Raw genomic sequence first — 20,916 nt, forward strand, 5'->3', positions numbered from 1 at the left:
CGCATACCTCAGCGTTCACCTCAGCGCTTCCGCCACCTCGCGGGCCGCGTCCCTGACCCGAGGGCCGACCCGCTCGGGCACGACGTCCGAGAGCATGACCACGCCGACGCTGCCCTCGACGCCGGAGACGCCGACCAGCGGGGCCGCCGCGCCGCACGCACCGGCGTCCAGCTCGCCCTCGATCAGGGTGTAACCGGGGTCGGCGGTGGCCGGCTGCTGCCGGGCGGAGAGGATCGCGCGGCCCGCGGCTCCCTGCTCCAGCGGGTGCCGGTACCCGGCGCGGTAGGCCACGTGGTAGTCGGTCCACGTCGGTTCCACGACGGCGACGGCGAGCGCCTCCGCGCCGTCCACCAGCGTCAGGTGGGCGGTCGCGCCGATGTCCTCGGCCAGCGCGCGCAGCGCCGGCATCGCCGCCTCCCGTACCAGCGGGTGCACCTGGCGGCCAAGACCCAGCACCCCGAGTCCGACCCGGGCCCGGCCGCCGAGGTCGCGGCGGACCAGCGCGTGCTGCTCCAGCGTGGCGAGCAACCGGTACACGACGGTCCGGTTGACGCAGAGCCGGTGGGACAGCTCGGTGACGGTCAGCCCGTGGTCGGTCTCGGCGAGCAGCTTGAGGACGCGCAGTCCCCTGTCGAGCGTCTGAGAGGTCTCCGCGGTCACGACGCCCACTCCTTCGAGGTGAGGTCTGCGGCCCCCTCGCGGCGGATGCGCCGAGTCCCGTCGGCGACGCGCGTCAGAGGCCGCCGATCGGCCGGTGCGGCCCGGTGGCGTCCGGGCCCTTGAGTCGCTTCACGGCTGCGCTCCGCGGCGGCGCTGCCACGGGGCGTGTGCGTAGCCGGACAGTAGCGAGCCGGTCCGCTGAGCGGAAGGATCCGTCCAGAATCCGGTCACCGGCCGGGGGGAACTACCTGTGTTTGTCCGAATACGTACCGCACACGCGCGCGAAGCCTGTGGAACACCTGTCATGACGGGCGCCCCGCGGGCGTCACTTCATGCGGGTCGCCCACTCCTGCACCTTGGCGATCCGCTGCTTCAGCTGCCCGGCGGTGGCCTCGGCGCTCGGCGGTCCGCCGCAGGTGCGACGCAGCTCGGTGTGGATGACGCCGTGCGGCTTGCCGCTCTGATGGACGTAGGCGCCGACCATGGTGTTGAGCTGCTTGCGCAGCTCCATCATCTCCTTGTGGGAGACGACGGGCCGCCGCTCGGCGGGGACTTCGAGGAGATCGGCCTCCTCGTCCGGCTTCTTGCGGCTGTGCGCGATCTGCCGGGCCTGCCGCTTCTGGAGCAGCATCTGCACCTGGTCGGGTTCGAGGAGACCCGGGATGCCGAGGTAGTCCTGCTCCTCCTCGCTGCCCGGGTGGGCCTGCATGCCGAACTCGGCGCCGTTGTACATGACCCGGTCGAAGACGGCCTCGGACTCCAGCGCCTCGAAGGAGAACTGCTCCTGCTCGCCGGTGTCCTCGTCCTGTTCCCGGTTGGCCTCGTCCATCTCCTTCTCGGACTCGGCGTAGGGGTCCTCCTCGCCCTCCTTCTTGGGCTTGTCGAGGACGTGGTCGCGCTCGCGCTCCATCTCGCCCGCGAAGGTGAGCAGGTCGGGCACGGTCGGCAGGAACACGGAGGCGGTCTCGCCGCGCCGCCGGGACCGGACGAAACGCCCGACGGCCTGGGCGAAGAAGAGCGGCGTGGAGATGGTCGTGGCGTAGACCCCGACCGCGAGCCGCGGCACGTCGACACCCTCGGACACCATCCGGACGGCGACCATCCACCGGTCGGTACTGCCGCTGAAGGTGTCGATGTTCTTGGAGGCGCCGGCGTCGTCGGAGAGCACGACGGTCGCCTTGCTGCCGGTGATCTCCCGGATCAGCTTGGCGTAGGCGCGGGCGGAGTCCTGGTCGGCGGCGATGACGAGCGCCCCGGCGTCCGGGACGGCCTTGCGTACTTCGGTGAGCCGCTGGTCGGCGGCGCGCAGCACGGACGGCATCCACTCGCCGCGCGGATCGAGCGCGGTCCGCCAGGCCTGGCTGACCGCGTCCTTGGTCATGGGTTCGCCGAGCCGGGCGGCGATCTCGTCCCCCGCCTTGGTCCGCCACCGCATGTTGCCGCTGTAGTTCATGAAGATGACCGGCCGCACGACGCCGTCGGCGAGCGCGGAACCGTAGCCGTAGGTGTAGTCGGCGGCGGACCGCCTGATCCCGTCGTTCCCCTCCTCGTACACGACGAAGGGGATGGGGTTGGTGTCCGACCGGAACGGCGTACCGGTGAGCGCGAGCCGCCGGGTGGCCGGTTCGAACGCCTCCAGGCACGCCTCGCCCCAGGACTTCGAGTCACCGGCGTGGTGGATCTCGTCGAGGATGACCAGCGTCTTCCTCTGCTCCACCCGGTTGCGGTGCAGCATGGGCCGGACGCCGACACCCGCGTACGTGACGGCGATGCCCTGGTAGTCCTTGCCGAGCGGTCCGGCGCTGTACTCGGGGTCGAGCTTGATGCCGATCCGGGCGGCGGCCTCCGCCCACTGCTTCTTCAGGTGCTCGGTCGGGGCGACCACGGTGACCTGCTGCACGACGTGGTGGTGCAGCAGCCAGGAGGCCAGGGTGAGCGCGAAGGTGGTCTTTCCGGCGCCGGGCGTGGCGACCGCGAGGAAGTCGCGGGGCTGCTCCTGGACGTACTTCTCCATCGCCCCCTGCTGCCAGGCGCGCAGCTTGCCGGCGGTACCCCAGGGGGCCCGTCCGGGGAAGGCCGGCGACAGGTGGTGCGAGGAGCTGGAAGCGGCGGTGGTAGTCACGGTCTCCGAAGGGGGGTCGGTCGGCTCGGCCACGTATGACAACCGGGCCACCCTACCGGCGGCCCGAGCCAGCCGATGTCCGTGGCGGGCCACCGCGGAGGCGGGTGGGACGGAGGTCACACCCGCCCCGGGTGCTATGCGGTACGGGTCTGCCGCAGGCTCTCGGTGAAGGCGAGGAGGGGTACGGCGGTGCGCGCCGGGTCTTCGAGGTTGGGCGAGTGGCCGAGGCCGGGGAAGAACGTGAGCGTGGCACCGGGGACGGCGCGGTAGTCGTCGGCCGCGGCCGGACTCCACCGGCGGTCCTCCTCGCCGAAGAGCACGAGCAGCGGTTTGCCGAGCGGTGCCAGCCTGGACGGCAGCGACCGCTCTTCGAGATACGCGCGGATCGCCTGCGAGATCCGGCCGAACGCGCGGAAGTCGATGTCCCGGAACTGGTCCACGTACTCCGCGGGGATCTCGAAGCCCTCGTGGAACCCGTCGCTCATGGCGATCCTGATGCGGTCGTCGGTGAGGCCGGCCCACGACACGTCCCTGAGCGGGACCTCCTTCGCGATGTAGGCGCCCATGTGGGGGCCGGTGTCGATGAGGACGAGGCCCGTCACGAGGTCGGGCCGCCGCTGGGCGAGGGCGGTGGCGAAGACGCCGCCGCTGGAGTGGCCGACGACACCGGCGGGCCCGACGCCGAGCCGGTCCATCGCCTCCCCCACGAGGCGGACCTGGTCCTCGACGGCGTAGCTCGCGTCCTCGGGGGCGGCGGACCGGCCGCATCCGAGCAGGTCGACGCGGACGACCCGGTGCGAGCCGGTCAGCAGCGGGAGCATCGGCTCCCACGAACGGGCCGACGCGGCGGTGCCGTGGATGAGCAGGAGCGGCGGCGCGTCGGCGGGCCCGTCCTGGCAGACGTACAGCGAGGTGTTCTCGGATGTGGTCATACGGGCAGGGTGACGGCCGGTGGCCCACGGTGGCTTGGACGAATGTTCCGGCCCGGCCGGGCCCGTCGGCGGGTCCGGCCTAGCATGGGGAGATGGGAACCGGCAGGCCCGATCTGTTGTGGGACGTCGTCAGCCCCGTGCGTCCCGTCCGCGTGCCCGGCGTCACCATGGCCGGATTCCGCGACCGCGGCATCACGCCGCCCGCCCTCCGGCTGGTCCCGCACCCGGCCGTGGCCCTGATACTGGTCTTCGGCGGCACGATCGCCCTGCGGGACGCCGGCGGTCGGCACCGGCACGGCAGCTTCGTCACCGGCCCCGGGTACGGCGAACAGCTCGCCGCGCTCCGCTCCGACGCCTTCGAGTGCGTGCAGGTACGTCTGTCACCGGTGACCGCCCGTGCCGTACTGGGCGGGGTGGTGGCCGACCTGGGCGGGGCGGTGGTCTCACTGGAGGATCTGTGGGGCCGGGAGGCGGAACGGATCGGGGAGCGCCTGGCAGCCCTCCCCGCCACGGCGGAGCGCTTCGCGTGGATCGACGGCTGGCTGGCACGCCGGTGCGCGCGGGCCACGGAGTCCGACGCGGGGGTGGCGTGGGCGTGGCGCCGGATCGCGGCCAGCCGGGGCACGGTCCGGATCGAGCACCTCGCGACCGAGCTGGGGTGGAGCCGGAAGCGGCTGTGGACCCGGTTCCGCTCGGAGACCGGCCTGCCGCCCAAGCGCGCGGCGAAGCTGGTCCGTTTCGACCACGCCGTCCACGGCCTGGTCGCCGGCCGGGCCGCGGCGGGGGTGGCGGCGGAGGGCGGTTACGCCGACCAGTCCCACCTGCACCGGGACGTCGCGTCCTTCACCCGGCTGACCCCGACGACCGTGGTCGACGAGCCGTTCCTGGCGGTGGACGACGTGGCGTGGGGGTGGCCGCGACGAGGCAGCCGTCCGTCAGGTCTGTGAGGCCCGCTCGGTGTGCAGCCGGGTCGTCACCCATGCCCCCACCAGTGCCACCGCCGCCATCGGCAGGAACACCGCCGCGAAGGCCGCCGGGTGGGAACCGGTGGCCTCGCTCGCCGTGTGGCTGACGGTGCCGCCGCCGAGGGCGGCGAACGCCGCTCCCCCGGCGGCGAGCAGCAGGATGTTCGACAGTCCGTCGGAGATCTGGAGGGCGGCGGAGTTGGACCCGGCCTCCTGCGGGCGGGACAGCTTCAGCAGCAGCACGCTGGTGGAGGAGATCACCAGCCCCATCCCGAAGCAGCCGAAGGCCCAGGCGACGGCGACCGTCCAGGCGGGCACGGCGTCGATCAGGACGCTCGGCGCGGTGGCGATCGCGGCGGCGACCAGCACCATGCCGAGGGTCATCAGACGCTCCCGGTGCGGTTCGAGCCGCGCCCGGGACTGTATCCAGGAGCCGCCGGCCCAGGTCAGGCCGCCCGCCGCGAGCGACAGTCCGGCGAGGGTCGGGCTCAGCCCCCGCTGGGTGACCAGCATCAGCGGCACGAACGACTCGGCGGCGATGAAGGACCCGGCGGCCACGCCGCGCAGCAGGACGACGGAGGGCAGGCCGCGGGCCGCGCGGTAGGTGCCGCGCGGCAGCAGTCCGAGGACGGCCGGGACGAGCAGGGCGGCGCCGGCGACGCCGGGCAGGAGGGAGACCCAGCGCAGGTCCTGGGCGGCGTACTGGAGGAGTGCGGCGCCGGACGAGATCGCGAACGCGAGACGGATGCGGCGCCGGTCGAAGGGCACGGGTTCGCCCGGTGTCACGGGGCCTGCCGCGCGGTGGCGGATCTGCGGCAGGGCGAGCGCCAGCGGGAGCACGACCAGTACCGGGATGCCGAGGAACACCCAGCGCCAGCCGAGGTGCTCGGTCACGGCGCCGGAGGCCAGCGGGCCGACGATCGACGGTACGACCCACCCGGCCGCGAACGCCGCCATGATGGCCGGCCGGAGCCGCTCGGGGTAGGCGCGGCCGACGACGACGTAGAGGGCGACGATGACCAGCCCGCCGCCGAGACCCTGTACGGCGCGCCCGAGGATGAACAGCCACATCGTCCCGGCCGTCCCGGCCACCACGAGCCCGGCGGCGAAACTCCCGATCCCCCAGGTCAGCGGCGCGACAGGCCCGCGCCGATCCGACCACTGCCCGGCGAACACCATCCCGAAGAGACTCGTCGTGAAGTACCCCGAGAAGGCGAAGGCGTACAGCGACACCCCGTCCAGCTCGCGCGCCGCCACAGGCATGGCCGTCCCTACCGCGGTCGCCTCGAAGGCGATCAGCACGACGACGGAGACGATGCCGACGCTCAGCGCCCGGTGGGCCCGGCTCAGCACGGTCTCGGTCCCGGCGGCGGGCACGGTGGACGAGGGGTCGGTGACGGTCATGAGCGTCAGGGTAAGGGGCGTTCACGGAGTTGGCCCCTGTCCGGGGACGGGATCAACGTCCGACCTTGGTCGTACGTCCTGGAGCCGGGTGGGGAGGTGCCGGGCGCGAGGGATTGTCGTACGCGCTTCATGAACGGCGTGTGGCAGTTCCGTTGCACCACCCGCGCATCCCTTGAGCCGCTCCCCCGCGCCGCCCTACGGTCGTACCAGAACGACGCACACGGCCGTGTGCCCGAGTGGTTTAGGGACTCGCCTGCAAAGCGAGTTACGTGGGTTCGATTCCCGCCACGGCCTCTGACTGTCTGACCAGGCAGGACGAAAGGGCGGCACCCCGCGCGGGGTGCCGCCCTTTCGGGCGTTCGTCTCAGTTCCCGTCTCAGTTGGCAGGTACGAGGGCGCCGGACGCGCCGTCGTCGTCCGGCCGGTCCGTCTCGGGCTTCCAGATCAATCCGTCGACCTGTCGCGCGACGTCGGCCCGTACCGCGTCCACCATGTGCTGGTACCGAGCGGCCATGGCCGTGGTCGACCACCCCATGAGGCCCATGACGGCGCGCTCGGGGACCCCGAGGATGAGCAGGACCGTCGCGGCTGTGTGGCGAGCGTCGTGCAGGCGCCCATCCCTGACGTTCCCTTCCGCTAGAAGAGTCTTCCAGTCAGCCCAGTCCCGGCGGTGGGACGGGCTACGGCCGTGTTCGTCCGGGAACACCAGCCCGTTCTCTTCCCAACGCTTCCCGGCCGCCGCCCGCTCCGTGCCCTGCGCCTTGCGGTGGGCACGGAGCAGGTCAACGAGCTGTTCGGGGAGGCCGACGGCGCGGCGGCCGGCGCGAGATTTGGTGGTGGACAGTTCCGGGTTCGTCCGGCGCCTCTGGGGGCAGTACCCGGCGGCCTTGCGTCCGCACGGGTCCGCACACCCGTGGGCGTACTGCGGCCGGTGACGACTACGGCGGACCACGAGGAATCCACCGTCAAGGTCCACGTCCTCCCACCTCAGACCGAGCACTTCCCCCTGTCGCAGTCCGAGTGCCAGGGCAACAGCCCAGCGGGCAGAGTTGCGGTGCTGGTCGGCGGCCTTGAGTAGTCGCTTGACCTCTTGGACGGTGTAGGGCTCCACCTCGTACTCCCCCGTCTTCGGTGCCTTGGCCAACTGGACGGGGTTTCTGCCGAGGTGCCCGCGTCGTACAGCCTCGTTGAGGGCGGTGCGGAAGGTTCGGTGCACCTGGTGAGCGGTCGCCGGCTTGCTGCCGGTGGCCTGCATTTTCGCGTAGAACGCCTCGATGTGCTCGGGCTTGAGTCGGTCGAGGCGGTGAGCCCCCAAGCCGGGGATCAGGTGCTTACGTACGGCGACGCGGTATCCAACCATCGTGTTGTCGTTGACCGCGAGGGGCGCGACGTTCTCGATCCAGTGCGTCAGCCACGTCTTGACCGTCCATGCCTTGCCCGGCTTGCGCACAGTCTTGGCCTCACGCTGCTTCTCCAGCTCACGGACGGCGGCGGCCACCTCAGCGCGGGTCTTGCGTTCGACGTGGCGGCGGTCCGGGCTGCCGTCGTCGCGGATGCCGACGGTCACGCGGCCGTGCCACTTGCCGTCACTGCCCTGGTAGATGGAGCTACGGCCGTTGGGCTGTCGGGTGCGCTTCTTGTCTTCCGCCACAGGCGGACTCCTTGAGGTAGAGACGGTGGAAACGGCCGGAGCGCCGCCCACGGCAGGGCAGCGCTCCGGCGAAGAACGGGTCAGGCCGCCTGCTGCTCCGCGCGGCGACGGGCGAGGTAGGCGGCCGGCGCGTCGGCGGGGACGCGGCGGAGTCCGCCGATCATCAGGGACTCAAGGTCACCGCTGCGGATGAGGGCGAAGCAGGTGGTGCGACCGACGCGGAGGCAGTGGGCGGCCTCTTCGACAGTCAGGAGGACGGGGGCCAGGTTCCTGGCCTCAGCCGGTCGTGTGATTTCCACGCTGGCGATGCTCACGCGGGGTCTCCTTCGACACAGTCCTACAGGGGGTCCCTCTGAGGGGCGCTACATCCGCTACCGCCGCTACGGTGCAGGTCAGGGGCCTGTTCGGGGTAGCGGAATGCGGTAGCGGTAGCGGATGGGGTAGCGGCTTGTGGGAGGCTTGCCGCTACCCCGTTGTTGCTGGTCAGGCCACGTTCTTGGTGCCGGGTAGCGGCAGTAGCGGACTTTCCGGGGGCGGGGGGCAGTAGCGCTGCCATGCGTCGTAGAGATCAGTGACGTAGTAGCCCTTGAGGACGCTTCCGCCGGTTTTGATGTTGCGGGAGCTGATGGGTTCGTTGTCGACCGTCATGTACTCGGCGAGCATCTTGGACAGGCGCCGGCTGTCGAGCGGCTTGCCCTGCAGATCGGCCCATGGAGCGTCGTCCATGGCGTTGAGCCGGTCCAGGATGGCGACGGTGGGAAGACGATCGATGCCGACCATGACGTGATCGCGGAGATCGGTGAGCAGCCGGACTCCGATGCTGCCCTTGTCGTTGGCCTGGGAAGCTTTGACCAGGGTTAGGCAGGCTTCGCGGGCTCGCTCGGGCCAGTCGCCCCCGGCGGCGTCCGCGACGGCGAGCAGGGGTTCCCACACGTCGGCCGGCCGGTCGGTGACTCCGTCCGGCATCTGCGGCCACGCCCCCATGACCGAATCGCGGACCTGTTCGGCCCAGGTGGCGAGCCGGTTGCGGAGCTTGTTCCCCTCTGCCTCGTGAACGCGGGCCCGGAAGGGTTCCACGGTCTCGTTCCTGGCCCGGCGGCGCATGCGGATGATGACGGAACGGCTCAGGATCGTGTCGGGCAGCGAGCCGAGACCGGCGACAGCGACGGCGCAGTACGAGGGAAAGGCTTGTACGGTCTGCTGCCCCCCATCCCCGATGCACCGGTAGGTGACCCCAGTCCGGCGGTGGCCGGCATTGAGGAAACCGCGCAGTTCCTCGTTGTCCCCCGCCTTCGGGCCGAAGACGGTATCGATCTCGTCGAACAGGATCGTGGGCTTGGCCGCGCCGGCGGACACGGAGCGGAACAGGGCGGCGGCGGAGGCGTTGACGGCCGTCATGGGCTGCGGAACGAGGGTCTCTACGATCTCCAGTGCGCGGGTCTTGCCCGACCCCGGTTCAGGGGAGAGGAAGGCGATGCGCGGGGTGGAGTCGAACGCGTCGAGGAGGTGGGCGTGGGCGTCCCACAGGGTGACGGCGACGAACGCGGCTTCGGTGGGGAAGACGTTGAAGCGGCGGTGGAACTGTTCGACTTCGTCCAGCAGGGCGGCGCCATCGGTGGACGGCGTGGCCGTGGGGGTGGTGGTCATGCGGCTGCCCTCCCTTCCTGGGGGGTGCGGAGCGGGCAGGCGGTGCGGTGGGTGTGGTGGTCGGTGATCAGGGCGAGGACTTCCGCCGGGCCGGTGGCGCTGCGGTCACGGCCGCACTGGCACTGGGAGGTGGCGGTGGGCGTCGCGCCGTAGGGCGCGACGATGGTCAGCCAGGCCACGGGGTAGCGGCCGTCAGTCGGGCGCGGGTCCGGGCGAAGAGCTGAAAGGACGCCCTGACGGGCGACGTCCTCCGGCTCGCCCACGGCCGCCGGCGCCGCGGCCGGCCGGGCGGTGCGCGGGCCGGTGGGGGCGGGGTCGAACTGCCTCTTCAAGAGGGGGCGGGGGCTCATGCGGCTGCCCCCTTGGTCGAGTTGTGGGCGGTGGACCAGTCCAGAGCGCTGCGCAGGGTCGTGCGGCACTCGGCCGTGGACAGTCCGGCCGACTCCCCCGCCCTTTGAAGAGGCATTTCGACCTCCGTACGGGACAGCTCACCGGAGGCGACGAACCGTCCCAGGGCCCGCGCGGCCCGCAGCAGCGTCGTGTTGCGCCGTCCCTCCCCCGCCGCAGCGACGGCGGCCGTCTCACGGGCCAGGGCGGCACCGACGTACGGGCGCCGCCCCGCGGGCGCGGGTGCGGCCGGGGGCCGGTTGACGGGGTGCGGGGGCACGAGACGGGCGGTGAGCCAGCAGGGCAGGGGACGCAGCAGCGCGGGCCCGGTCACCTCATACCGGGCGCCGTCGACCAGGCTGCCGGCGGCGACGACGTACCCGCCCCACGCGCGGGTGTCGACCAGGGGTGCGAGGGTTCCGGCGGTGTTGTGCAGCTTGGCGGCGGCGGGGGCGGTGAAGTACAGGTGGCTGCCGCCGCTCGCGGTCCGGATGGTGCGGGTGGTGGGGACGGGCTGTCCGGTGCGCTCGCAGAGCGCCGCGAAGGTCGCCGCGCCGTCAGGCGCGTCCGTACTGCTGTTGCTGTTGCTGTTGCTGTTGGTTTTGGTTTTGGTTTTGTCCAGGTCGATGGCGAGCAGCCCGGAGGGGCCGCACGCGATGCCGACGTTGAACGGGGCCCGCGACCAGGCGGTGCGGATGCGGTCGGGGTCGGTGGTGGCCCGCTGCTCCCACTTGCGGTGCCCGCCCGCGCACGGCCCGGTGGCGGGGCAGTGGTGCTCGCCGTGCAGGGCGGGAATCTTCGTGCCGGGACGGAGGGGGATGACGTGCCAGCCGCGTTCGGCGGCGGCCAGGGCGGCGCGCGTCAGGTCCTCGCTCATGCCGCCACCTCCGGTGCCGGGGCGAGGAAGTGCAGGGCAGCGCGGCCGATGAACTCCGTGTAGGCCGGGGGGATGCACTCGCGGATGCCGTCGCGGTTCATCCATGGCACCCCCAGTACCTCGCGGGCGAGGGGGACGCCGGAGAAGTTGCCGACGAACTGCCCGTAGTGGCCCGGCGGGACCGGGCGGCCCATCTTGGCCTGTGGGACCAGGTGCGCGGGGTGGTCTGGCTGGGCGAGGGTGAAGCCTCCGCCGGTTTCGAAGAACCGGTGGCGGTAGTTGGCCAGGGCGAACATCTGCCCGCACAGCATCACCGGGGCGAGCAGCTTGGGCACCGCGCCCCGGACGTTCTCCATCACCCACGGCCGTCCCGACGCGTCCAGCGCGGCGCGGGTGGGGGCGATCAGGTCGGGGTGGGCGTTGCCCTGGATGCGCTGGCATTCGGTGTCGTGCTGGCAGGGCGGGGAGGCGTGGATGAAGTCGAACGCGGCTCCGTGGGTGAGGACGAACGCGATCGCGTCCGCCTGCACGAACCGGAACGGGTAGCGCGGCTGGGGGTGGTGGTCGACGCCGGTCACGTCGAAACCGGCGTCGGCGTAGCCCTTGGCGGCGCCGCCCTGGCAGCAGAACAGATCCAGCAGCCGCGGCCGGTCACCGCGCGCTCGCCGGATGGGGGTGGGTTGCGTCATGCTGGGAGACCTCCAACAGGTCTGTAGAGGGCAGGTTGGACACGGGCGGCCCCGCGACTTTGGCGAGACGGAGGGGCCGCCCGTGGCGTAGCTAGGTGTTCTTGCGGAAGAGGCGGAGGGTGATGCCGCCGACGCCGATGGGTCCGGCGGCGCCGCCGATGGTGACGGCGGTCTGCACGGCGAAGTCGAGCAGCGCGAGGAACGCGGCGACGAGACCGAAGATGCCGATGACTCCGGCGCCGGCGACGGCGAGGGGGAAGAGGTAGTCGCGGGCCGGGCGGCCTGTGCGGCCGTCCGTGTGGACGACGATGACGACCGGGGCGCCGGCCGCTTCGGCCCGCCGGTAGTCGTCGGCGGGGACGTGCGGAGCGATGATCCCCGGTGGGTCGCGGTGAGCGGCCACGGGTGCCTCCTTCGGGTAGCGCGACGCGCCCGCGCGGGCGGGCGGCGCGGGCGCGCGGGCGGGTGTCAGGCGTGGGTGTCAGGCGGGTGTCACGTGGGGTGTCAGGGGCGCGTGACACCCGTGTTTGCCTAGGGGTTTGGGTGTCAGGGGAGCGTGACGGTGTCAGGTGTCAGGCGGCCGTCAGGGCGGGGACGATCCGCCACCGGCCGGTGGTGTTGGTCGGCTCCAGCCGACCGTCCAGCGCGGCCTCCTTGAGCCGGGCGGACACCCACGGGCGGGAGAGGTGGTGCCGGTCGCACCAGTCCATGAAGTCCTTCGGGCCGACGATCATCTGTCCGGCGTCCTCGAACTCAGCCAGCGCCCGCGCGAACAGCTCCCGCGCCTCTTCCGGGGTCGGCTTGCGGCCGGTGTCCTGCCCGAAGATCGGGGTGTCGTCGCCGTCCTGCGCGTCGGGCAGGTCCGCCTCCGGGTCGATGCCGGCGTCCTCGGGGTCGACGTTCCGGCCGGTGTACTCCTGCACGGCGTCCTCCTGCTCGGGCACGGCGGTCAGCCGCGGTCCGTCCCCCGGCACCGCGGCGGCGGCGCCGGCGGGGGTGCGGCTGGTGTAGGCGTTGCCGGCGACGGCCACGGCGGCGCCGGCGGTGACCGGGTCGGCGGTGGCGCCGTTGCGCGCCGCCCACGTGGCGAGCAGCTCCATCACGGGCACGGCCCGCTGGGTGAAGCGGCGGGTGCGCCCCGGGGAGGGGTAGCGGTCCTCGGGAATGCCGGGGGAGACGACGTAGCAGTATCCGGGCCGGCGGTTGCCCCACGCCCCGGGGTGGGCGCCCGCGGCCAGCACCTCATCCGGCAGGCAGAACCCCTCATCCCGCCGGTCGCAGCCCAGCGCGATCACGGACGGGAGGGAGGCCCGGGTAGAGGTCGACATCTGGTCGAAGGAGGGACGCTGAAGCGACACGACCAGCGACACACCGGCCGACCGTGCTTCCTGCGCGATGCCGGTGAAGGCGTCATCCCCGAGCGCGCGCAGGGTGTTGGCGGCCTCCTCGAACCAGGTGACCAGGAACGGCATCCCCGCGCAGCCGCACGCGCGGCCGTCGCCGCGGCAGGTGTGCCCGGGGTCGTTCTGCTGCTCCGCGGCGGCCGGGACCCACTGGCGGTAGCCGTGGGCGCCGAGCCAGCGGGTGCGGGCGGGGATGACGTCCTGCACGGTGGCCACCATGACCTCGGTGCCGGTGCCGCCCTCCGCGGCCCAGTCCAGCCCCGCGCGCAGGGGCGCGAAGTCCTGGAAGGCTTTGGGGTCGGAGAACCACACGATCACATCCCTGCGGGACAGGATCTCGGTCAGCAGGTTCAGGGCGGCGTCGCCCTTGCCCGACCCGGACATGCCGGCGGTCAGGACGTGCGTGGAGTTACGGCCCGCCTCCGGGTCGCCGGGCAGCCAGAGCAGCAGCGGGGCGCCGTCGTCGTACCGGCCGATCTCCAGCGGTTCGGCGATCGAACCCCCCAGGTTGGAGGGGCCGGCCCACTCGACGACCTCGGACAGCATGTCCTCGGGGACGATGACCAGGTCCCCGCGCCGGTTGGAGTCCGCATCCGGGGTGTAGCGCACGGCGGACGTCGGCAGGTCCAGGGCGGAGGCGAGGTTGCCCAGCGCCTTGGCCATGTCGTCGTTGGTCTGCTCGCCCGCGGCGAGCGCGACGGGGGCGGTGACCCGGTTGGGTTCCACCTTCGCCGCGCCGATCTGCGCACGGGCGAGACCGATTTTCTCCAACAGGCCCTTGTCGCCACTCTCCCCGGACGGGTCGTCGGTGCGGCGCAGCACCATCCGCACGTTCCACGACAGGGCGACGACCGGCCCACCCATGAGGAAGAGGTCGTCGACCGGGCCGGCGGTGGGGCCGGCGAGGCAGGCGGCCGTCAGCCAGCCGGAGCCGGCGGCCACGGTGATGGCGGAGTGCAGGCGGCGCTGCGCGCTGGTGTTCTTGCCCGCCCACCAGGTGGCGCCGGTCAGGGCGACGGAGGCGAGGGTGAGGCCGACGCCGGCCGCGGCCGAGTCGCCCCACCGCCAGTTGCCCAGCGCGCCGGCCAGGCCGGTGCCGCCGGTCACCAGCCACGGGGGCAGGTGCGGCATGGCGCGGCGTGCGAGGTAGCCGCGGACGCTGCCGGCGCCCCCGTGGCCGGTCAGCAGTCCGGCGCCGCCGTAGGCCGCGGCCACGTCGTCGTTCAGGTAGTCGGTGTGCCGCGTACGGCGGCCGTTGCTGCGTGCCATGGGATCGGTCTCCTTACTGCTGTGCCCAGTTCATGACCGGCTGCTGGGGGCGCCGGGCCCGGTGGCGGACGCGGTTGATCTCCTCCTCGAATTCCTGCTGGAACGTCGAGTAGCAGGCGGCGGCGTTCTTCGCGGCGTCGCGCAGGTCGTCCGCGGCGCGCTGCATCTTCCGGCTCACCTTCGCCGCGCGGATGCGGGAGCCGAACGCCCGCCCCTCGGGGTCCGGCACGGCCGCGAGTACGCCCTTGAGGATCTCCGCGCCCATCGCGACCTCGATCGAGAGCGTGACGGCCGCGGCCCGCAGCGTGTTGCAGTAGTTGCGCAGCTCAGCCGGCGAAGTGAAGTCCGGGGAGGGGAGCAGCGATTCGGCGTGCGAGCCGCCCCCGCCCCCGAAGCGGACGCCGTTGCGGTTGTTGTTGACGGTGACGCTGACCGGCGGGACGAACGAGCCGCCCATCGCGCCGACGAACCCGCCGAGCGCGGCGCCGGCGTTGGTGAACTTCTGCCCCTTGTCCGCGTTGCCGGGAGCGCGGCCGTTGCGTGCGGTACCTGCCATGACGTGTCTCCTCAGAGGTCAGTGGGTGCGGCGGACGATCAGCCAGGCGGACTGGGCGGTGATGAGCGTGAGCAGCCACCACAGCTCAAGCGCGCCGGCCAGCGGACCGCAGCCGGCCGCGGCAGCCAGCCAGGCCAGCGCGGACGACGCGAGCACCGCCGCGGTGATCCGCCAGCCGAGGACGGCACCGGTCCCGGGGCGGCGGCGCTGCACGAGCAGCAGCCAGAGCAGCGGGCCCGCGCCGCCGGGGGCGAGGATCAGCCCCGACCACCACGCCATGACGTGCAGCACACCGGCGACGGCCAGCGCGGCGACGGCGAGGGCGGTGGGGGCCAGGGCGTGGCGTGAGCGCCACAGCCAGCCGCCGACCACGGCGAGCGCCTCGCGGGTCAGCGACGGCCGCTCGGGGACAACCACGACGAACGGGTCCGAGCGGCGGCGCCCGCGCTGGCGGGGGATACGGACGGTGGTGACGCCGGCGGCCGTCTTGGCGCCGCGGGCACGAGTACGAGCAGACACAGGAACTCTCCTGTTCAGGACGTCGGAAGAGGGAGGTTCAGGCGGTGCGCTGTTCGGAGGCGGCCAGGCACAGACCGCAGACGCCGTGCCGGGTCGACAGGCAGTAGCTGTAGGTGACCCCGCAGGCCGGGCAGGTGCAGCGCTTGTGCATGGCCAGCGCGAGCGCGCCCCACTTGCGGGAGGTCATCGGGCGGACCGGCTTGGCCAGGTCGACCCGGTAGAGGTAGGCGACCCGCGGCGAGCCGGCCCGCCGGTTGATCCGCATGAGCTGCGCGGCCACCGGCTGACCACCGGGCCGCAACCCCTGCGCGCGGAGCTGTCGGCGGGTGGCGTACCCGTCGGGGGCGAACTTCCAGGGGTAGGTGGGAATGCCGTAGCGGGCGCCGGTCGGGTCGTAGCACCGGCTGTAGGCGGTCGGCATCAGGCACCGTGCCCGTTCACGGCCGCCAGACGCGGCCCGTCAGAGCCACCGGCGTCCGCGCTGCGGTGTTCGGCGTAGCGGGAGGACACCCACCCCACCGACCAGCCGCACAGCTCCGCCGTCTGCCGCACCGGCAGACCGGCCGCGAACGCGGCCGACACGACCGTGCGCGCCCGGTCCTCGGGGAACTTCTCCTCCGCTGGCCCGAGAGCCAAAAGCGCCGCGCGTTCACGCTCCCGCTCCTGCTGTTCACGCTCGCGCTCACGGCGTTCACGCGCCTCGCGCTGCTGCCGCTCCTGCTCGCGCTGTTCGGCCGTCTCCCGGGCGGTGCGTTCACGCTCCCGCTGCTGCTGTTCACGCTCGCGTTCACGGCGTTCACGGGCCTCCCGGTCGGCAGCCTCGCGGGCGGCCTCCCGCTCCCGCTCCTCGCGCCGGTCCCGCTCCTCACGCTCCGTCTGCTCACGGGCCAGCGCCGCTTCGTGCTCACGCTGTTCACGGGCCAGCGCGGCAGCGTGCTCGCGTTCCTCACGGGCCAGCCGTACGGCCGTCTCCCGCTCCTCCTGCGCCGCCCGCCGGCGAGCCTCCCGCTCCTCCTGCTGCCGCTCGTTGAGAGCGGTGACGGCCGCGGCGATCGCACGGCGGTAGGCCAGGCCGGTTTCCGCGGTGACGATCAACAGCAGCGGGGCGACCGCGTGCACGGCCACCCCCACCATGTCCCTGGCCAGCGCGGAATCCGCGACGTTCAACGCCAGCGTCATGCAGCCGGTCATCCACCGCAGCGCCACCGGCCACCGTCCGCCGTGCCCACCAAGACGGGCCAGCACCGCATCCAGCCGGACGACGATGACCACCGCGGCGTCTACGACCAGGGGCAGGATCGGTGCCGTCCAGTCCCACTCGTCCGGGGTGTGCGCCGCGGCGAGCGGGGTGACGGTCAGGATCGAATACAGCATGGCGCCCGCCACGATCAGCCACGTTCCGACCGACAGGGCGCGTTCCGCTGAACGGATCTGGTCGCTGTTCACGCGCCCGCCCCCGTCCATGAACGCACCTGAACGGCCGCGATCAGCAGCACCGCAGAGCCGGGGTCGCCGTAGGTCTCGGTGTCCTCGGACCACGTCCACTCCGCATCCGGGAGCGGCTCGAAACCCAGGACGCTGAGCGCGTTCACGCGCTCCGTGAGCGTCGGCACCGGAGCCGCCCGGTCAAAGCCGTACTCGGGCCACCGGGCGGTGGTGTTGAACAAGACGACGTACAGGCGCCAGCCGCGCCCGGCGGACACCGACATCTGCGCCGTGAACGTCTTGCAGCCGGCCGCGGCCGGGTCGGCGCTCATGCGTCACCGTCCCGGCGGACGATCAGGAACCGGTCGGTGTCCAGGTCCATGACGACCGTGGCCGGCTCGCCCCGCTCACGCAGCGCCGCGGCCCGCTCCTCCGCCGGCCAGCTCCCGCGCGGGTGCCCGGCAGGGAAGCTGTCGAGGATCTCCCGCTCACTCATGCCCCCACCCCCGCGACCGTCGCCGTGCGGTTGGCCAGGTCCCGGCGCGCGGCGAGCATCTTGTGCCGCGCCCGGCGGATACGCCGCGCGTCCAGCTCGTTCGGCGTGCGGTCAAGGGCGGTGATCTGCGCGTCGACCAGGTCGACGCCCGCCAGGATCACGGGCATCTCGCGGTCGATCGCGTCCAGCTCCGCATCCGTCGGCTCCAAGAAGTCGAGCGACGCGGTAACAACGTCCTGAAGTGTGACGATGTGACTCATGGGTCGTGGTCTCCCTGTCAGGTGAAACGGCCCGAACAGAGCCCCCGGAGTTGCAGCTCCGGGGGCTCGCGCCGTTGAAGTCGGATGTTCCGGCTCCCCGCGCTCCCGCCCGTACGTCCTCACGCAGCGCGCGGAACGGACGGGCGGGAGAGGCAGCCGGCCCGCAGCGTCACGCGCTGCGGAACCGTGGTGGACCGGGCTTGCTGTACGGGCGCCGCCGGCCGGTCCGAGCGGCGGCGCCCCTGGTATGTCGTCGGTTCACACCGACCCTCCTGCCGATCGCAGGGACACGGCTTTCACCGGCACTCCGTTGCCACAGAGCACCGGTCCCGAGCCGGGAAGTCGGGCGCGTCATCGTCACTGCTCTGACGCCAGCAGGGCGGCGCGTACCAGGTGGCAACCCCGGGGTTGGCCTCCCGTGAGGAAGGGATGATCCCCGGGGCTGTTCTCCAGAGCGGGTACGCGGGACAGGACAGGTTCACCTGCCACGAAGTGGCCGCCAGCGGCCGTCACCCGGGCCGCTACGGGGACGGGGACTCTCACCCCGCCAACTCGTCACGCTGTTGAGTTCTCAATCAATGCGCGCTCACTTCGTACTCACCCCCAGTGACGGGGACTTTCCTCCGGGCACATCCCTAAGGTTCCCTAGGGTTCCCTGCGGTGTCAAGCGGTAAGCTAGGGAACCTCAGGGAAGTGACGAAGAGGAGCGGAAGACATGGCAGGCCAGGCCGACAATCGGGCGCCGTACGCGAGAATCGCCGGCCACTACGCGGAGCTGATCGCGTCCGGGCAGCTAGAGCCGGGAACCCTCTTGCCGAGCATCAAGAACCTCTCCGAAGAGTGGAAGGTGAGCACGGCAACGATCGAAAAGGCCCTGCGTAAGCTGCGCAACGAGGGGCTTGTCCGTGGCATTCACGGCATCGGTACCGAGGTGGTGAATCAGCCGACTCCGATGTCTTCCGGTGCTCAGCGGCAGGACCGGGGAGTCAGGACCGGATCTAGCTGGGGGCAAGGTGAGCGCTCCGACTCTCACCAGGCGGCCGTGGTGCCCGCGCCCGAGGAAGTAGCGCAAGCGCTGGACATTCAGCCCGGCTCCGACGTGATCCGCCGTAGCCGCGTCTACCGGGACCGGCACGGCATCGTTGCTCACAGCACGTCGTGGATTCCCGCTCGTTACGGAAAGCTGATCCCCCAGCTAGCCGCAAGCGAGCGGCTCACGGGGGGAACCTCGCTTCAGCTCATCGCCCAGGTGACCGGTCACCCGATCAGTCACCGCATCGACACCGCTTCAGCCCGTGTGCTTACCCCGGAGTACGCGCGGCTACTGGAGCTTGACCCGGACGACCCGCCGGCGGACCCGGTGGTCGTGATGACAGCCAAGTTCGTGGACAGCGAGGGCAACATCGTTGAGTACGGCGTGGACCTCGGTGGTCCGGGCCGGACGTGGCGCACAGAATCGGAGGTCTCCCCGTGACGGTCGTGGACGACACGCTCGTGAGCGTGCTCGAAGACCGGCTGGACGCACTGCTCGCTGCCCGCAGGGCTGGCACAATCACACCCGTGACCGAAGCGGCGATAGCCGCAATCTCCCGAACCATGTCGAGACCGATGCCCGCACGCCCGCCGTTCTGCGTCCTTATGGCCGGCCTCCCCGGCTCCGGCAAAACCACCCTCTCTCGCGCCCTCACCGACCGTGGGTTCGTACGGCTGTGCCCGGACGAAGAGATGTTCCGCCGGCACGGTGTCTACGGCGTCGACTTCCCTCGCGGCGTCTTTCCCACCCTTGAGCGCCCCGTCCTCGAAGACGTGGCGGCCGACCTCCGGGAGCAACTCAAGGCCGGGCATGACGTCGTCGTCGACCACGGCTTCTGGACCCCGGAGGACCGGGCGAGGTGGCAGGCGATTGCCACCGACGCCGGCGCGGTGCCCGTACTCGTCTACCTCGCTGCCAGCCATGCCGAACTGTGGGCGCGGATCAGCAAGCGCAACGAGTTCCATGCCAACGATCCCAATTCGATCTACTTCTCTGAGAGCGACCTACAGCGGTACCGCACCCGGTTCATCCCGCCGGAGGCCGACGAACCGCACCTGTTGTACGACGGTGACCCGGCGGTCGTGGTCGAGGCTCTTGAAGCCTCTCAATCCTGACTTCCGCACGGCAGACGTGCAGCTCAGCCAGCCAGTGCTCCGTCTCAGTTTCCGTCTCATTCACCCCCGTCCGGAGCCGTTCACGACGGTTCAGGCTCCGGGCGGGTGTACGGCGTTGAACGGGGCCGAACGGCAGCGGCTCGCCCCCTGACCTGCATGGACAAACCTGCAAAGCGAGTTACGTGGGTTCGATTCCCGCCACGGCCTCTACTGCCTGACCGGACAGATCGAATGTGCGGCACCCGTGCAGGGTGCCGCACATTCGGCTGTCAGTCGTGGCTCGATGTCCGTCCGCGCCTCGGGAGACCGAGGTCAGGGCCAGACACCGGGCGTGACCCGCGCGGGCCACGGCCAGCGCCTCCTCGGCCGCGCATGCGTCGGCGACCGCGTCGGGCACCGGCGCGGCGGGCGGCGCCAGCCCCGGCCACACGTCGAACGGCGGCCACGCGCCCTCCGTCCACCGGCCGCGCAGATACGCCGCGGCGTCACCGTCCGCTCCGTGGCCGCCGCTCGTCGGGGTCATCGAGTCGTCGGGGTATTCGAGCAGCAGCGGATACAGGCCCGTCTCGTGGCGGCGGGCGTACAGCCGCCGCCAGTGGCCGGCCGCGTCCGGGAGGGGACCGTCGCTCATCCAGACCGCCGGGTGCGGAGGACGGGACGGACCCGCCCAACGGCCGGGCGGCAGGAAGCTGTCGAGAGGTTCTGGCATGGCCGGAATCTACGTCCCGCCACTGACAGCGGGATCAGGCGCTCGCCGCCGTCCCCAGCGCCTCCCCCCGCCGCAGCGCCCACAGCGACAGGGCGAGGGACGGGACGTCCGACGTCAGGGGGTGGAGGGTGGCGTCCGTCCCGTGCCAGGTCAGGGTCGCGCCCGTCGTGCCGTCTACGAGGACATGGGTGCCGTCGGCCAGGCGGCCCAGGCGGATCAGGAGGCAAGCGCCCTCGGGGAGCGTCATGGCGGCCGGTTCGGCCTCCGCGTACTCCTCCAGCGTCGGCAGCGGCGTCTCGTACGGGGCCGTGTCCAGCGTGAACGGGTGGGCCTGAAGCGGCAGGCCCGTCTCGGTCAGGAAGCGGCGGGTCGGCTCGTGGGTGAGGGCCGCCGGGAAGTCGACGTCCTCGTAGCGCAGGACACCCGCGCGGCCGAAGTCGCGGTCCAGGAAGCGGGGCGGCAGGTCCGGGGCCGTGCCCGGCGCCGTGCGGCGGCCCGCCGTCAGCAGGAGGCAGCCGAGCAGCGCCGACGTCTTCCACAGCGGCGTCCCGCAGGCCGTCGGCGGGAGCCGGACCGCCCCCCGCGTCCACGACGGGTCCTCCGCCGACGTCGCGAGGCGGACCAGCGTCAGCAGCGACGGTGCCGCCGGTGCGGTCGGCTTGATCGGCGGCGCGCTGACAGGTGCGTGCATCGTCTCCCCCGGAAGTGTGTGTCGCGGGGCCGGCTGCCGTCCCCGCTGCTCCGCACAGTACGCGGCACCACTGACAACGCCCGAAGACTCAGACGCCCACGGGGGC

The 20,916-nt window shown here is 72.1% G+C and carries 24 protein-coding genes and 1 tRNA gene; 4 read left to right on the top strand and 21 right to left on the bottom strand.

Going from position 1 to position 20,916, the window contains the following annotated elements; all coding sequences use genetic code 11:
• Positions 1-15: 15 nt before the first annotated feature.
• The 3 genes from UW392_RS51055 to UW392_RS51065 form a co-directional block, all read right to left on the bottom strand.
• On the bottom strand, positions 16-660 hold the full coding sequence (locus UW392_RS51055; protein WP_320782262.1) for an IclR family transcriptional regulator: 645 nt from the start codon (positions 658-660) through the stop codon (positions 16-18).
• A gap of 325 nt (positions 661-985) precedes the next feature.
• A complete protein-coding gene (locus UW392_RS51060; protein WP_320782263.1) occupies positions 986-2,782 on the bottom strand; it encodes a DEAD/DEAH box helicase in 1,797 nt (598 codons plus the stop codon).
• 134 nt (positions 2,783-2,916) lie between these two features.
• The gene (locus tag UW392_RS51065; protein ID WP_320782264.1) at positions 2,917-3,714 is read right to left on the bottom strand and encodes an alpha/beta hydrolase; all 798 of its coding nucleotides are present in this window, start codon (positions 3,712-3,714) and stop codon (positions 2,917-2,919) included.
• Between the two features lie 92 nt (positions 3,715-3,806).
• On the opposite strand from UW392_RS51065, the gene UW392_RS51070 reads away from it, so the two are divergent.
• Entirely contained in the window at positions 3,807-4,661 is an 855-nt protein-coding gene (locus UW392_RS51070; protein WP_320782265.1) for a helix-turn-helix domain-containing protein, read from the top strand.
• On the opposite strand, the gene UW392_RS51075 is transcribed toward UW392_RS51070, so the two are convergent.
• Positions 4,650-6,083 carry an MFS transporter gene (locus UW392_RS51075; protein ID WP_320782266.1) on the bottom strand — a complete coding sequence of 478 codons (1,434 nt, stop codon included), beginning with the start codon at positions 6,081-6,083 and terminating at the stop codon, positions 4,650-4,652. The two genes, UW392_RS51070 and UW392_RS51075, sit on opposite strands and share 12 nt — an antisense overlap.
• Before the next feature lie 222 nt (positions 6,084-6,305).
• On the opposite strand from UW392_RS51075, the gene UW392_RS51080 reads away from it, so the two are divergent.
• Positions 6,306-6,377: transfer RNA gene (locus UW392_RS51080), tRNA-Cys, on the top strand.
• A gap of 82 nt (positions 6,378-6,459) precedes the next feature.
• Here the strand turns inward: UW392_RS51080 and UW392_RS51085 are convergent.
• The 15 genes from UW392_RS51085 to UW392_RS51155 form a co-directional block, all read right to left on the bottom strand.
• Entirely contained in the window at positions 6,460-7,734 is a 1,275-nt protein-coding gene (locus UW392_RS51085) for a site-specific integrase (protein ID WP_320782267.1), read from the bottom strand.
• Between the two features lie 80 nt (positions 7,735-7,814).
• Entirely contained in the window at positions 7,815-8,048 is a 234-nt protein-coding gene (locus UW392_RS51090; protein ID WP_320782268.1) for a helix-turn-helix domain-containing protein, read from the bottom strand.
• A gap of 169 nt (positions 8,049-8,217) precedes the next feature.
• Positions 8,218-9,381 carry a DUF3631 domain-containing protein gene (locus UW392_RS51095; RefSeq protein WP_320782269.1) on the bottom strand — a complete coding sequence of 388 codons (1,164 nt, stop codon included), beginning with the start codon at positions 9,379-9,381 and terminating at the stop codon, positions 8,218-8,220.
• Positions 9,378-9,731: a hypothetical protein gene (locus UW392_RS51100; RefSeq protein WP_320782270.1), complete on the bottom strand. Its 354-nt coding sequence runs from the start codon at positions 9,729-9,731 to the stop codon at positions 9,378-9,380. Before UW392_RS51100 ends, UW392_RS51095 begins: the two co-directional genes overlap by 4 nt.
• Positions 9,728-10,645, bottom strand: a complete 918-nt coding sequence (locus tag UW392_RS51105) for a bifunctional DNA primase/polymerase (protein WP_320782271.1) — start codon at positions 10,643-10,645, stop codon at positions 9,728-9,730. Before UW392_RS51105 ends, UW392_RS51100 begins: the two co-directional genes overlap by 4 nt.
• Complete coding sequence (locus UW392_RS51110) at positions 10,642-11,334, bottom strand: SAM-dependent methyltransferase (protein ID WP_320782272.1); 693 nt, start codon at positions 11,332-11,334, stop codon at positions 10,642-10,644. The genes UW392_RS51105 and UW392_RS51110 overlap by 4 nt, the downstream gene beginning before the upstream one ends.
• Positions 11,335-11,425: 91 nt before the next feature.
• Positions 11,426-11,737: a hypothetical protein gene (locus tag UW392_RS51115; RefSeq protein ID WP_320782273.1), complete on the bottom strand. Its 312-nt coding sequence runs from the start codon at positions 11,735-11,737 to the stop codon at positions 11,426-11,428.
• Positions 11,738-11,906: 169 nt separating this feature from the next.
• Positions 11,907-14,006: a plasmid transfer protein TraB gene (traB, locus tag UW392_RS51120; protein WP_320782274.1), complete on the bottom strand. Its 2,100-nt coding sequence runs from the start codon at positions 14,004-14,006 to the stop codon at positions 11,907-11,909.
• Between the two features lie 13 nt (positions 14,007-14,019).
• A complete protein-coding gene (gene traA, locus UW392_RS51125; protein ID WP_320782275.1) occupies positions 14,020-14,562 on the bottom strand; it encodes a plasmid transfer protein TraA in 543 nt (180 codons plus the stop codon).
• A gap of 18 nt (positions 14,563-14,580) precedes the next feature.
• Entirely contained in the window at positions 14,581-15,081 is a 501-nt protein-coding gene (locus UW392_RS51130; protein WP_320782276.1) for a hypothetical protein, read from the bottom strand.
• Between the two features lie 37 nt (positions 15,082-15,118).
• Positions 15,119-15,502 carry an RRQRL motif-containing zinc-binding protein gene (locus tag UW392_RS51135; protein WP_320782277.1) on the bottom strand — a complete coding sequence of 128 codons (384 nt, stop codon included), beginning with the start codon at positions 15,500-15,502 and terminating at the stop codon, positions 15,119-15,121.
• A complete protein-coding gene (locus tag UW392_RS51140; RefSeq protein WP_320782278.1) occupies positions 15,502-16,527 on the bottom strand; it encodes a DUF2637 domain-containing protein in 1,026 nt (341 codons plus the stop codon). Before UW392_RS51140 ends, UW392_RS51135 begins: the two co-directional genes overlap by 1 nt.
• Entirely contained in the window at positions 16,524-16,838 is a 315-nt protein-coding gene (locus tag UW392_RS51145; protein WP_320782279.1) for a DUF6303 family protein, read from the bottom strand. The genes UW392_RS51140 and UW392_RS51145 overlap by 4 nt, the downstream gene beginning before the upstream one ends.
• Positions 16,835-17,002 (bottom strand): hypothetical protein, encoded by a 168-nt coding sequence (locus UW392_RS51150; protein WP_320782280.1) that lies wholly within the window; start codon positions 17,000-17,002, stop codon positions 16,835-16,837. Before UW392_RS51150 ends, UW392_RS51145 begins: the two co-directional genes overlap by 4 nt.
• Positions 16,999-17,262: a DUF6284 family protein gene (locus UW392_RS51155; RefSeq protein ID WP_320782281.1), complete on the bottom strand. Its 264-nt coding sequence runs from the start codon at positions 17,260-17,262 to the stop codon at positions 16,999-17,001. Before UW392_RS51155 ends, UW392_RS51150 begins: the two co-directional genes overlap by 4 nt.
• Positions 17,263-17,977: 715 nt before the next feature.
• On the opposite strand from UW392_RS51155, the gene UW392_RS51160 reads away from it, so the two are divergent.
• Entirely contained in the window at positions 17,978-18,736 is a 759-nt protein-coding gene (locus tag UW392_RS51160) for a GntR family transcriptional regulator (protein WP_320782282.1), read from the top strand.
• The gene (locus UW392_RS51165; RefSeq protein WP_320782283.1) at positions 18,733-19,410 is read left to right on the top strand and encodes an AAA family ATPase; all 678 of its coding nucleotides are present in this window, start codon (positions 18,733-18,735) and stop codon (positions 19,408-19,410) included. Before UW392_RS51160 ends, UW392_RS51165 begins: the two co-directional genes overlap by 4 nt.
• A gap of 178 nt (positions 19,411-19,588) precedes the next feature.
• On the opposite strand, the gene UW392_RS51170 is transcribed toward UW392_RS51165, so the two are convergent.
• Together UW392_RS51170 and UW392_RS51175 are read right to left on the bottom strand one after the other, a co-directional pair.
• Entirely contained in the window at positions 19,589-20,119 is a 531-nt protein-coding gene (locus UW392_RS51170) for a hypothetical protein (protein WP_320782284.1), read from the bottom strand.
• A gap of 34 nt (positions 20,120-20,153) precedes the next feature.
• Positions 20,154-20,810 carry an SUKH-4 family immunity protein gene (locus UW392_RS51175; RefSeq protein WP_320782285.1) on the bottom strand — a complete coding sequence of 219 codons (657 nt, stop codon included), beginning with the start codon at positions 20,808-20,810 and terminating at the stop codon, positions 20,154-20,156.
• Positions 20,811-20,916: the final 106 nt, after the last annotated feature.

The organism is Streptomyces sp. CRN 30, assembly GCF_034105845.1.